Consider the following 12,911-nt stretch of genomic DNA (forward strand, 5'->3'; position numbering starts at 1 on the left):
CCTCAGAGCTTCACCTCGAGACGACGACAGACGCGAACTTCTTCCGGCGTCAGCGCCACCCCATAAGCCAGCACTTCCACACCCACAGCAACTGCCTCACGCAGGGCTGCCGCATAAGCCGGGTCGATCTCCTCGGCTGGACGCACCGCATCGACACCCGAAAGATTCACACAATAGAGCTGCACAGCGCGCACGCCCTCTCGCGCCAGCACGGCCAACTCACGCAAATGCTTGCTGCCACGCTGGGTCACAGCGTCAGGGAATGCTGCGACCGGCGTGCCATCGAAGCCCAGGGTGACGCTCTTCACCTCGATGAAGGCCGGACCGGCGGGGTAATCGAGACGGAAATCGGCGCGGCTGTTTTCCAGCCCATAGCCCACTTCACGCTTGAGGGCGCTGAAGCCCGCCAGCTCACTGATAATGCCGGCCTGCAGCGCCTCTTCCACGAGGGCATTGGCCCGTGCGGTATTGACGCAGGCCAGGCGACCCTGGGGCGTCTCGGCGATTTCCCAGGTACCGGGCAACTTGCGCTTGGGATTGTTGGAGCGACTGAACCAGACCCGGCAGCCCGCGCTCATGCAGTTCAGCATCGAGCCGGTATTGGGGCAGTGAATGGTCAACTGCTCCCCTGATGACGTTTCTACATCCGCGAGAAAGCGCTTGTAACGCTTGAGCAGCCTGCCCTCCTCCAGGGCCGGGGCGAACCTCATTGACCGGACCAGGTCTTCAGACCGCGAGCCAGGCGCTGCACGGCCTCCTCCAGACGCGGCAGGCTCTGGGTATAGGAGAAGCGCACATGCTGAGCGGAATGATTGCGACCGAAGTCCAGGCCCGGCGTGAAGGCCAGATGTTCGGTTTCGATGAAATGACGGCAGAAGGCGTAGGCATCGCCACCAAAGGCGGAAATGTCCGCATAGAGATAGAAGGCACCTTCCGGCTCTACGGCGATGCGGAAGCCCAGCTCACGCAGGGCCGGCAACAGGTAATCGCGACGACGGGCGAACTCGTTGCGACGCTGCTCGAGGATTTCCAGGGTCTGCGGCTGGAAGCAGGCCAGGGCGGCGTACTGGGCCATTGAGGGCGCACTGATATAGAGGTTTTGCGCCAGTTTCTCCAGCTCGGGCACTGCGTCCGGCGGCGCCACCAACCAACCGAGTCGCCAGCCGGTCATACCGAAATACTTGGAAAAGCTATTCAGCACGAAGGCGTCGTCATCCACTTCCAGCACGCTACTGGCGTCCATGCCATAGGTCAGGCCGTGGTAGATCTCGTCCACCACCAGATGGCCACCGCGAGCCTTGAGGGTCTGAGACAGGGCCGCCAGCTCGTCGGCGTGCAGCACGGTGCCGGTCGGGTTGGCCGGCGAGGCGACCAGGGCACCCACGCTGTCGGCGTCCCAGTGCCGTTCGACCAGCTGCGGGGTCAATTGATAGCGGGTCTCAGGGCCCACCGGCACCAGCTGCGCACCACCTTCCACCAGGCGCAGGAAGTGACGGTTGCAGGGGTAGCCGGGGTCGGCCAGCAGCCAGTGCCGCCCGGGATCTACCAGCAGGCTGCTGGCCAGCAACAGCGCTCCGGAACCGCCGGGGGTGATGAGAATGCGATCAGGGTCTATGTTCAACCGATAGCGCGATGCGTAGAAGCCAGCGATGGCTTCGCGCAACTGCGGCACGCCCCGAGCGGCGGTGTATCGGGTATGCCCGGCGGCCAGGGCTGCCTGCCCGGCCTGGACGATAGGCTCGGCAGTGGTGAAGTCCGGCTCGCCGATTTCCAGGTGGATCACATCGTGACCCGCTGCCTGGAGTTCGTTGGCACGAGCCAGCAGGGCCATGACGTGGAAGGGTTCGATGGCGCGGCTGCGCGCACTGTAGGACTGGGCCATTGGCCTTCCTTTATTAAGGCAAAGAGAGGATTCTAACCAATGGTCCCTGGACGCTGCAGCATGTACGACGCTGGGGAGTGGCGCACCCGGATTTGATCTGGTAAGTTCGCCCGCTTGCAGCCGCAGGGCCGGCGTCGCCGGCGATGGACCATAATCCTGCGCAATGGATTAAGAAAGTGAGAGGCGGCCATCCATGCCCACCAATGCAAAACAACAGAACAGCCAGTTGATTCGTGGCTTCGTGCCCTACCAAGAGACCAAGGGCGAGGAGTACATGAGCGACCGCATGCGCGCTCACTTCACCAACATCCTCAACAAATGGAAGCAGGAGTTGATGGAAGAGGTGGACCGTACCGTGCACCACATGCAGGACGAAGCCGCAAACTTCCCGGACCCGGCCGACCGTGCCAGCCAGGAAGAAGAGTTCAGCCTCGAGCTGCGCGCCCGTGACCGCGAGCGCAAACTGATCAAGAAGATCGACGAAACGCTCCAACTGATCGAAGACAACGATTACGGCTGGTGCGACTCCTGCGGCGTCGAGATCGGCATCCGCCGCCTGGAAGCCCGCCCCACCGCCACCCTTTGCATCGACTGCAAGACCCTGGCGGAAATCAAGGAAAAGCAGCTCGGCTCCTGATGCCGAAGCGGGGCGCCAACGGCGCCCCGTCGCGTTACAGGGTCCTGTTCCATGACCTCCCCTACCTATATCGGGCGCTTCGCCCCTACGCCCAGCGGCTTTCTGCATTTCGGTTCGCTGGTCGCTGCCCTTGCCTCCTACCTTGACGCCCGCGCTGTCGGCGGCCGCTGGTTGCTGCGCATGGAAGACCTCGATCCGCCGCGGGAAGTCGAAGGTGCCCAAGCGGCGATTCTCCATACCCTGGAAAACTACGGTTTCGAATGGGATGGCGAGATGGTTCGCCAGAGCGACCGCCAAGAGGACTACGCCAAGGTGATCGACCGTCTCTACGAGATGGGGTTGGCCTACGCCTGCACCTGCTCGCGCAAGCAGCTGGAGGGCCACCAGGGCATCTATCCGGGTTTCTGCCGCAACGCCCAGCACCCGCAGCTCGACGCAGCCATTCGCATCCGCGTGCCGGAGCTCGAGTACCACTTCATCGACCGCGTACAGGGCGAGTACCGCCAGCATCTGGCGCGGGAAGTGGGCGACTTCGTTATCCGTCGTCGCGACGGCCTCTATGCCTATCAATTGGCCGTGGTGCTGGACGACGCCTGGCAAGGCATTACCGACATTGTCCGGGGTGCCGACCTGCTGGACTCCACCCCACGCCAGCTCTATTTGCAGGAACTGCTGGGCTTCAGCCAACCCCGCTATTTGCATGTGCCGCTGATCATCCAGCCGGACGGCCACAAGCTGGGCAAGTCCTACCGTTCACCGCCGCTGCCGGCAGACTCCGCCGGCCCCTTGCTGGTACGCGCACTGCGAGCCCTGGGCCAGGAGCCGCCAGCCGAACTGGCCGACAACCACCCCCGCGATGTGCTGGACTGGGGCATCGCACACTGGGACGCACGGCGAATTCCACGCACCCGGACGCTGGCCGAAGCGCAGCTTCGCTAGCCACTCGCGGCACCTCTGGGCATTCGCTACCATCGCGGCAGACACGACGAGATTTATGGCATGTACATCTATCGGCTGGTCCTGCTCCTGGTGGTGGGAATCTACCTGTTCTCCCCCGCCATCATGGATTGGTGGATCGACCCCAACGGCGCCTGGTACCGCCCCTACCTGCTGTGGCTGATCCTGATCGTGGTGACCTTCATTCTCCAGAGTCAACGCGATGCTGATGAGCTTTAGCCTCACCCAGCTGATCCTGATCAGCGCTGCCTATCTCCTGGCCCTGTTCGGCGTGGCCTGGCTCAGTGACCGCGGCTTCGTACCGCGCTGGATCGTCCGTCACCCGCTGACCTACACCCTGTCCCTGGGCGTGTATGCCAGTGCCTGGGCCTTCTATGGTACCGTCGGGTTGGCCTACCAGTACGGCTACGGATTCCTCGCCAGTTACCTGGGCGTATCGGGTGCCTTCCTGCTGGCGCCGGTACTGCTCTATCCGATACTGCGCATCACCCGCACCTACCAGCTGTCATCGCTGGCCGACCTCTTCGCCTTCCGCTTCCGCAGCACCTGGGCCGGCGCGCTGACCACGGTAATCATGATCATCGGCGTGCTGCCGCTGCTGGCCCTGCAGATCCAGGCGGTGGCCGACTCCATCGGCATTCTTACCCGCGAGCCGGTCCACAACCGCGTCGCCCTGAGCTTCTGCGCCCTGATCACCCTGTTCACCATCCTCTTCGGCGCGCGCCACATTGCCACCCGCGAGAAGCACGCCGGCCTGGTGTTTGCCATCGCTTTCGAATCGGTGGTCAAACTGGTGGCCCTGGGCAGCATCGGCCTTTACGCGCTCTATGGCGTGTTCGACGGCCCGCGGGAGCTGGAGCTCTGGTTGCTGCAGAACCAGGCCGCACTCTCCACGCTGCACACACCGCTGCAGGAAGGTCCCTGGCGCACCCTGCTGTTGGTGTTCTTTGCCTCGGCAATCGTCATGCCGCACATGTACCACATGACCTTCACCGAGAACCTCAACCCGCGCGCCATGGTCAGCGCCAGCTGGGGCCTGCCGCTGTTCCTGTTGCTGATGAGCCTGGCCATCCCGCTGATCCTCTGGGCGGGCCTCAAACTCGGCGCCACCACCAACCCGGAGTATTTCACCCTGGGGTTGGGGATCGCCGTCGACAACCCGGTGCTCGCCCTGCTTGCCTACGTCGGCGGCCTGTCAGCCGCCAGCGGCCTGATCATCGTGCTGACCCTGGCCCTCTCCGGCATGGCCCTCAACCACTTGGTGCTGCCGCTCTACCAGCCACCCGCCGAAGGCAACATCTACCGCTGGTTGAAATGGACCCGCCGCGCCCTGATCGCCTTCATCATCATGGCCGGCTACGGTTTCTACCTGCTGCTGGGTGCCGAGCAGGACCTGTCCAACCTCGGTATCGTCGCCTTCGTCGCCACCTTGCAGTTCCTGCCCGGCGCGCTCTCGGTACTCTACTGGCCGACCGCCAACCGCCGCGGGTTCATCGCGGGCCTGCTGGCAGGCTTCCTCGTCTGGTTATTCGCCATGCTGCTGCCGTTGGTGGGCAACCTGCAGGGTATCTACCTACCGCTGTTCAATGCCATCTACGTACTCGACGACACCAGCTGGCACATCGCAGCCATCGCCTCCCTGGCGGCCAACGTACTGATCTTCACCCTGGTCTCGCTCTTCACCGAAGCCAGCCCGGAAGAACGCAGCGCAGCCGAAGCCTGTACGGTCGACAACGTGCGCCGGCCGCAACGCCGTGAACTGATGGCCAGCTCGCCCCAGGAATTTGCCACTCAACTGGCCAAACCCCTGGGCGCCAAGACCGCACAGAAGGAAGTGGAACAGGCCCTGCGCGATCTCCACCTGCCCTTCGATGAACGCCGCCCCTATGCCCTGCGCCGCCTGCGGGATCGCATCGAAGCCAACCTCTCCGGCCTGATGGGACCCAGTGTGGCCCAGGACATGGTGGAAACCTTCCTGCCCTACAAGTCTGGCAGCGAGGGTTACGTCACCGAAGACATTCACTTCATCGAAAGCCGGCTGGAGGACTATCACTCGCGCCTCACCGGCCTCGCCGCGGAACTGGACGCGCTGCGTCGCTACCACCGACAGACCTTGCAGGAGCTGCCCATGGGGGTCTGCTCCCTGGCCAAGGACCAGGAAATCCTCATGTGGAACCGCGCCATGGAGGAACTGACCGAGATTCCGGCGCAGCGTGTCGTCGGCTCGCGTCTGTCGACCATCACTGATCCCTGGAAAGGCCTGCTGGAAGGCTTCATCAACCTCCCTGACGAACACTTGCACAAGCAGCGCCTGACCCTGGACGGCCAGGCCCGCGCACTCAACCTGCATAAGGCGGCGATCGAAGAGCCCCTGGCACCGGGCAGCAGCGGCCTGGTACTGCTGGTGGAAGATGTGACCGACACTCAATTACTGGAAGACAAGCTGGTCCACTCCGAACGCCTGGCGTCCATCGGTCGCCTGGCTGCCGGCGTCGCCCACGAAATCGGCAACCCCATCACCGGCATTGCCTGCCTGGCGCAGAACCTGCGCGAAGAGCGCGAGGGCGATGGCGAGATCAAAGAACTCAGCAGCCAGATTCTTGAACAGACCAAACGCGTCACTCGCATCGTCCAGTCGCTGATGAGCTTCGCCCACGCTGGCGGTCGTCAGCAGGCCAGCGAACCGGTATGCCTGGCCGAGGTCACGCAGGACGCCATCGGCCTGCTCTCACTGAACAAGCGCAGCATCGAGGTGAACTTCTTCAACCTCTGCGATCCACAGCACATTGTCGAAGGCGACCCCCAGCGCCTCGCCCAGGTGCTGATCAACTTGCTGTCCAATGCCCGCGATGCCTCCCCCGTGGGCAGCGCCATTCGCGTGCGCAGCGAAGCTTCGGAGCACACCGTCGACCTCGTCGTCGAAGACGAAGGCAGCGGCATTCCGAAGGCGATCATCGATCGCCTGTTCGAACCCTTCTTCACCACCAAGGACCCAGGGAAAGGGACCGGCCTTGGCCTTGCACTGGTCTATTCGATCGTGGAAGAGCATTATGGACAGATAACCATCGAAAGCCCGGCCGACTCCGAGCACCAGCGCGGCACCCGAATCAGGGTGACGCTGCCTCGTTTTGTCGAAGCAACATCCGCCGTGAGCTGAGACCGTCTAGAGAGCCGAATTAATGCCACACATTCTGATCGTCGAAGACGAAACCATCATTCGCTCGGCCTTGCGCCGCCTACTGGAGCGCAACCAGTACCAGGTCAGCGAAGCGGGCTCCGTACAGGAAGCCCAGGAGCGTTACAGCATTCCCGGTTTCGACCTGATCATCAGCGACCTTCGCCTGCCTGGCGCTCCCGGTACCGAGCTGATCAAGCTGGCCCAAGGCACCCCGGTGCTGATCATGACCAGCTACGCCAGCCTGCGTTCGGCGGTGGACTCGATGAAGATGGGCGCGGTGGACTACATCGCCAAACCCTTCGACCATGACGAAATGCTCCAGGCGGTTTCGCGCATTCTCAAGGAGCGCCAAGACGCCAAGTCGGCACCGAACGATCGCCCCAGTGCCGGTCGAGGCGGTGACAAGGCAGCCGCCGCCAACGCCGACGGCGAAATCGGCATCATCGGCTCCTGCCCGCCGATGCTCGAGCTCTACAGCAAGATCCGCAAAGTTTCCCCGACCGACTCCACCGTACTGATTCAGGGTGAGTCCGGTACCGGTAAGGAATTGGTGGCGCGAGCCCTGCACAATCTGTCCCGCCGCGCCAAGGCGCCGCTGATTTCGGTGAACTGCGCGGCGATCCCGGAAACCCTGATCGAGTCCGAACTTTTCGGCCACGAGAAAGGCGCCTTCACCGGCGCTACCGCTGGCCGCGCCGGCCTGGTGGAAGCGGCTGATGGCGGCACCCTGTTCCTCGACGAGATCGGCGAACTGCCCCTGGAAGCTCAGGCGCGCCTGCTGCGCGTCCTGCAGGAAGGCGAGATTCGCCGTGTGGGTTCCGTGCAGTCGCAGAAGGTCGATGTGCGCCTGATCGCTGCCACCCACCGCGACCTCAAGACCCTGGCCAAGACCGGCCAGTTCCGCGAAGACCTCTATTACCGCCTGCACGTCATCTCCCTGAAGCTGCCCGCACTGCGCGAGCGCGGTAGCGACGTGCTGGAAATCGCCCGCTCCTTCCTGGCGCGCCAGTGCGCCCAAATGGGACGCGACAGCCTGCGCTTCGCTGCTGACGCCGAACAGGCAATCCGCCACTACAACTGGCCGGGTAACGTGCGTGAACTGGAGAACGCCATCGAGCGCGCAGTGATCCTCTGCGAGAGCCCGGATATCTCGGCGGACCTGCTGGGCATCGACATCGAGCTGGACGACCTGGACGACGATGACTTCAACGATGCCATCGCCCCGAGCCAGGCCAATAACACAGCTCATGAGCCGACCGAGGACCTGTCCCTGGAAGACTACTTCCAGCACTTCGTGCTGGAGCACCAGGACCACATGACCGAGACCGAGCTGGCCCGCAAGCTGGGCATCAGCCGCAAATGCCTGTGGGAACGCCGTCAGCGCCTGGGCATTCCCCGCCGCAAATCGGGCGCCGCTGCCGGGCCTTGAGCGCCCGGCGAGGGTGACAAGCCGGGAACACATTCAGTTCCCCAAGCTGTTACCCCGCCTAACATCACGTAACAAAGCCGGGTTTAAAGGTAACGAAAACCCGGCTTTTTTTTGCCCTCCATTCAGCCCACCACCCTCGCAACCCCTTGATTTACAAGGAATCGAAAAAGTTGGCACGGCATCTGCTTTATCTGCGACACAACAACAATAACAAATGCTGAACCCCACAATAAAAACAAGACGTATCGACTCCAGCACAACAAAAACAAAACAGCGGAGGCGCAGCTAACTGATTCTTTTGGAGAGGAGTTGCCTTTGGGGCTTGCCCCACAGCCAGACCGAGAACAATAAAACTGTCATCAGACAGCACCCGTACTGGTTGGGTCATGGAATGATCACGGCACCATCAGCGTCCAAAGCAATCCGTTTGCTATTAACCCTCGTTTGGAGGGCATTTCCAGAGGCAGAAAGCCTGCTGGAGCGGGTCGAACAACAAAAACACCAAGCCCGATACAATAAAAACAAAGCACGCACCAATTTGGGGGGGAGCTTCGGCTCCCCCAGTAGCTTTGACTCCTTTCAGACCTTTTCTTCTACATGCCCCCTCCCAGTGCTAGAATTCGCGGCCATCGTGCGCCCATATCCTTTTCTGGCCGTCCATTCCGCAAAACAGTGCATCCCATGCTGAAGAAGCTGTTCCAGTCTTTCCGTTCTCCCCTTCGCCGTGCCCAACATCCGCGCAGCACACCCGAAGTACTGGGCAACAATCAGCATTCGCTGCGCCGTGCAGATATCAGCCGCAATGCCGTCATAGTCGTCGAGCGCCTGCAGAAAGCCGGCTACCAGGCCTATCTGGTCGGTGGCTGCGTACGCGACCTGCTACTGAACCTGCGTCCAAAGGACTTCGATGTGGCCACCAATGCCACCCCGGAACAAGTCCGCGCCGAATTCCGTAACGCCCGGGTGATCGGCCGCCGCTTCAAGCTGGCCCACGTGCAGTTCGGTCGGGAGATCATCGAAGTCGCCACCTTCCGCGCCAATCATCCGCAAGGCGAGGAAGAAGAAGACAGCAACCAGGCCGCCCGCAACGAAAGCGGCCGCATCCTGCGCGACAACGTCTATGGCAGCCTGGAGGATGACGCCCAGCGCCGTGACTTCACCATCAACGCGCTGTACTACGACCCGACCTCCGAGCGCATCCTCGACTACGCCCATGGCGTGCACGACATTCGCAACCGCCTGGTGCGCCTGATCGGCATACCCGAGCAGCGTTATCAAGAAGACCCGGTCCGCATGCTGCGGGCCGCGCGTTTCGCCGCCAAGCTCGACTTCGAGATCGAGAAGCACAGCGCGGCGCCCATTCGCAGCCTGGCCCCCATGCTGCGTGAGATTCCCTCGGCACGCCTGTTCGACGAAGTGCTCAAGTTGTTCCTCGGCGGCAAGGCCGAACGCACCTTCGAGTTGCTGGTGCAATACGACCTCTTCGCCCCGCTATTCCCGGCCAGCGCCGAAGCCCTGGAACGCGACCCGGAATACACCGGCCGCCTGATCCGCCAGGCGCTGATCAACACCGACGAACGCATTCGCCAGGGCAAGCCGGTTACTCCCGCCTTCCTCTTTGCTGCCTTGCTCTGGCCGGCCATGCCCGCCCGCGCCGCGCAACTGCAGGAGCGTGGTATGCCACCGATCCCGGCCATGCAGGAAGCGGCACACGGCTTGATCATGGAACAGGTCCAGCGCACCGCCATTCCAAAGCGCTTCAGCATTCCGATCCGCGAAATCTGGGACATGCAGGAACGCCTGCCACGCCGCAACGGCAAACGCGCCGACCTGCTGCTGGAGAACCCGCGCTTCCGTGCCGGCTACGACTTCCTCCTGCTGCGCGAAAGTGCCGGCGAAGAAACCGATGGCCTCGGCGACTGGTGGACCGATTACCAGGACGCCAGCGACAGCCAGCGCCGTAACATGATTCGCGAGCTCAACACGAAGGACGACCAGCCCCCCGGACAGCGCCGCAGGCGTGGCGGTAGTCGCCGCCGGCGCGGCCCACGCAGCGATGGCGCTCCCGGCACCTCGGGCGATTGATCATGGAACGCGTGTACATCGGCCTCGGGAGCAACCTCGCCGAGCCTGTTACCCAGCTACGCGGAGCGCTCGCGGCGATGGGCGAACTGCCCCGGACGCGCCTCGCATCGGTATCCTCGCTCTACGCCAGCGACCCTCTCGGCCCGCCGGACCAACCCCGCTACGTCAACGCCGTGGCAGCCCTGGATACCGACCTCGCGCCCCTGGACCTGCTGGACGCCCTGCAACGCATCGAGCTCGCCCAAGGGCGTGTGCGCAAGGATGAGCGCTGGGGTCCGCGGACCCTGGACCTGGATATCCTGTTGTTCGGCCTACGCCAGATCGATGAGCCCAGGCTGCAGGTTCCGCATTACCACATGCACGCCCGCGCCTTTGTGCTCTATCCCCTGGCAGAGATCGCCGGCGACCTGCAATTGCCCGATGGACGCCCGCTGCAGGCCCTGCTGGACGACTGTGCCTTCGAAGGCCTCGAGCGCCTTCCCGACCTGGCGGTAACGCCGTAACAGGTCGGTAACACCTGCAATTGACTTCATGCCCCCCCATCGGGACTATAAGCGTCCCGTTGCCCCGTGCCGGTGCAAAACGGCGCCGATGAGGACGTTTTCATGCCTGATGTGACCCTGACCACCCTGCAAGAGCTCAAGCTGAGAGGCGAGAAAATCGCCATGCTGACAGCCTACGACGCCACCTTTGCCCAGGCTGCCTGCCAGGCCGGCGTGGATGTGCTGCTGGTGGGCGACTCCCTTGGCATGGTCCTGCAAGGCCATGACAGCACCCTGCCGGTCAGTGTGACCGACATGGTCTACCACACCGCAGCCGTGAAGCGCGGCAACCAGGGCGCGCTGATCATCAGCGACCTGCCGTTCATGGCATACGCCAACCTCGAACAGACCTTCGTCAATTGCGCCGCCCTGATGCAGGCCGGCGCCCACATGGTCAAGCTGGAAGGTGCCGCCTGGCTGGCCGAGCCCATCCGCCTGCTCGCCGAACGCGGCGTCCCCGTCTGCGCCCATCTGGGCCTGACCCCGCAAGCCGTGAACATCCTCGGTGGCTATAAGGTCCAGGGCCGCCAGGAAGCCCAGGCGCGCCAACTGCGCGCCGACGCCATGGCCCTCGAGCAGGCCGGCGCCGCCATGCTGCTGCTGGAATGCGTACCCAGTGAGCTGGCCGCTGAAATCACCCAGTCGGTAAAAATCCCGGTGATCGGCATCGGCGCCGGCAGCGCCACCGATGGCCAGGTGCTGGTCCTGCACGACATGCTGGGGCTCTCCCTCACCGGCCGCGCGCCCAAGTTCGTGAAGAACTTCATGGAAGGCCAGCCCAACATCCAGGCTGCCCTGGCTGCCTATGTACAAGCCGTCAAGGACGTTACCTTCCCTGCCGCCGAACACGGATTCTCCGCATGATCACCGTTAAAACCGTCCGCGAACTGCGTGCCGCCGTCGCCCGTGCGCGTAGCGAAGGCAAGCGCATCGGTTTCGTGCCGACCATGGGCAACCTCCATGCCGGGCACATCGCCCTGGTGGAAAAAGCCAGCCAACGCGCCGATTTCGTGGTCGCCAGCATCTTCGTCAACCCACTGCAGTTCGGACCCAGCGAAGACCTGGCCAAATATCCGCGCACCCTGGTGGCCGACCAGGAGCAACTGGTCGCCGCGGGCTGCCAGTTGCTGTTCCACCCGGACGTGGAAGAAATGTACCCGGACGGCATGGAAGGCCAGACCCGCGTCAACGTCCCGCTGGTATCCGAGGGTCTCTGTGGCGGGAGCCGTCCTGGCCATTTCGAAGGCGTTGCCACTGTGGTCAGCAAGCTGTTCAACATGGTCCAGCCTGACCTTGCGATATTCGGCGAGAAAGACTTCCAACAGTTGGCGGTGATCCGCAAGCTGGCGCGAGACCTGAATATGCCGATCCAGATCATCGGCGAGCCCACGGTTCGCGCTGACGATGGCCTCGCATTGTCATCGCGCAACGGTTACCTGGACGACGCCCAGCGCGCCGCCGCACCTGCCCTGTATCGCACCCTGCAGCAATTGGCCTCGGCCATCCGCGCGGGCCGCCGCGACTTCGCCGCGCTGGAACAGGAAGGCCAGGCCGAACTGGCCAAGGCGGGCTTTCGCCCTGACTACCTGGAAGTCCGCGAGGCCCTGAACCTGCGCCCCGCAGGCAGCCAGGACCAGCAACTGGTGATCCTCGGTGCCGCCTACATGGGTAACACCCGACTGATCGACAACCTTGCCTTCACCCTCGAAGCGCAAGCCTGACCAACTCCCGCCGCAGCCTTGAACCCCCTCGGGGGTTCGGGCAAACTCAGCCGCCGCCCGCGCCACGACGAGAAAATGCCATGCACGCCATCATGCTAAAGGCCAAACTGCACCGCGCCGAAGTCACCCACGCCGTGCTCGATTACGAAGGTTCCTGCGCCATCGATGGTGAATGGCTCGACCTCTCCGGTATCCGCGAATACGAGCAGATCCAGATCTACAACGTCGATAACGGTGAGCGTTTCACCACCTACGCCATTCGCGCTGAAAACGGTTCGCGGATGATCTCGGTGAACGGTGCCGCGGCTCACAAGGCCAAGGTAGGTGATCGCGTGATCATCTGCGCCTACGCCCACTACAGCGAGGCCGAATTGGCCAATTTCAAACCGCGTATGCTGTACATGGCTCCGGGCAACGAACTCAGCCACACCAGCAACGCGATTCCGGTACAGGTCGCCTGAGACCGGACAGCTGCATGAC

Annotated in this window: 12 protein-coding genes; 10 read left to right on the forward strand and 2 right to left on the reverse strand. The window is 63.2% G+C overall.

Annotated elements, in window-relative coordinates:
• Window positions 1-2: 2 nt before the first annotated feature.
• Together sfsA and E8F20_RS01040 are read right to left on the reverse strand one after the other, a co-directional pair.
• Window positions 3-710 (reverse strand): DNA/RNA nuclease SfsA, encoded by a 708-nt coding sequence (gene sfsA, locus E8F20_RS01035; RefSeq protein WP_280282047.1) that lies wholly within the window; start codon window positions 708-710, stop codon window positions 3-5.
• Complete coding sequence (locus tag E8F20_RS01040; protein WP_028630037.1) at window positions 707-1,882, reverse strand: pyridoxal phosphate-dependent aminotransferase; 1,176 nt, start codon at window positions 1,880-1,882, stop codon at window positions 707-709. Before E8F20_RS01040 ends, sfsA begins: the two co-directional genes overlap by 4 nt.
• A gap of 193 nt (window positions 1,883-2,075) precedes the next feature.
• On the opposite strand from E8F20_RS01040, the gene dksA reads away from it, so the two are divergent.
• The 10 genes from dksA to panD all read left to right on the forward strand — a co-directional run bounded on the left by dksA (window position 2,076) and on the right by panD (window position 12,892).
• Window positions 2,076-2,519 carry an RNA polymerase-binding protein DksA gene (gene dksA, locus E8F20_RS01045; RefSeq protein ID WP_028630036.1) on the forward strand — a complete coding sequence of 148 codons (444 nt, stop codon included), beginning with the start codon at window positions 2,076-2,078 and terminating at the stop codon, window positions 2,517-2,519.
• Between the two features lie 51 nt (window positions 2,520-2,570).
• On the forward strand, window positions 2,571-3,458 hold the full coding sequence (gene gluQRS, locus E8F20_RS01050; protein ID WP_280282048.1) for a tRNA glutamyl-Q(34) synthetase GluQRS: 888 nt from the start codon (window positions 2,571-2,573) through the stop codon (window positions 3,456-3,458).
• A gap of 60 nt (window positions 3,459-3,518) precedes the next feature.
• On the forward strand, window positions 3,519-3,695 hold the full coding sequence (locus E8F20_RS01055) for a hypothetical protein (RefSeq protein WP_003095129.1): 177 nt from the start codon (window positions 3,519-3,521) through the stop codon (window positions 3,693-3,695).
• Window positions 3,679-6,633: a sensor histidine kinase gene (locus E8F20_RS01060; RefSeq protein WP_280282049.1), complete on the forward strand. Its 2,955-nt coding sequence runs from the start codon at window positions 3,679-3,681 to the stop codon at window positions 6,631-6,633. The genes E8F20_RS01055 and E8F20_RS01060 overlap by 17 nt, the downstream gene beginning before the upstream one ends.
• A 22-nt stretch (window positions 6,634-6,655) precedes the next feature.
• Window positions 6,656-8,083 (forward strand): sigma-54 dependent transcriptional regulator, encoded by a 1,428-nt coding sequence (locus E8F20_RS01065; protein ID WP_280282050.1) that lies wholly within the window; start codon window positions 6,656-6,658, stop codon window positions 8,081-8,083.
• Between the two features lie 681 nt (window positions 8,084-8,764).
• Window positions 8,765-10,168: a polynucleotide adenylyltransferase PcnB gene (locus E8F20_RS01070; RefSeq protein ID WP_280282051.1), complete on the forward strand. Its 1,404-nt coding sequence runs from the start codon at window positions 8,765-8,767 to the stop codon at window positions 10,166-10,168.
• Between the two features lie 2 nt (window positions 10,169-10,170).
• Window positions 10,171-10,671 (forward strand): 2-amino-4-hydroxy-6-hydroxymethyldihydropteridine diphosphokinase, encoded by a 501-nt coding sequence (gene folK, locus E8F20_RS01075; protein ID WP_280282052.1) that lies wholly within the window; start codon window positions 10,171-10,173, stop codon window positions 10,669-10,671.
• A gap of 102 nt (window positions 10,672-10,773) precedes the next feature.
• On the forward strand, window positions 10,774-11,574 hold the full coding sequence (gene panB, locus E8F20_RS01080) for a 3-methyl-2-oxobutanoate hydroxymethyltransferase (protein ID WP_280282053.1): 801 nt from the start codon (window positions 10,774-10,776) through the stop codon (window positions 11,572-11,574).
• Entirely contained in the window at window positions 11,571-12,431 is an 861-nt protein-coding gene (panC, locus tag E8F20_RS01085; protein WP_280282054.1) for a pantoate--beta-alanine ligase, read from the forward strand. Before panB ends, panC begins: the two co-directional genes overlap by 4 nt.
• Before the next feature lie 80 nt (window positions 12,432-12,511).
• Complete coding sequence (gene panD / locus E8F20_RS01090) at window positions 12,512-12,892, forward strand: aspartate 1-decarboxylase (protein ID WP_028630028.1); 381 nt, start codon at window positions 12,512-12,514, stop codon at window positions 12,890-12,892.
• Window positions 12,893-12,911: the final 19 nt, after the last annotated feature.

Source organism: Pseudomonas sp. BN415 (assembly GCF_029871195.1).
Lineage (GTDB): Bacteria > Pseudomonadota > Gammaproteobacteria > Pseudomonadales > Pseudomonadaceae > Metapseudomonas > Metapseudomonas resinovorans.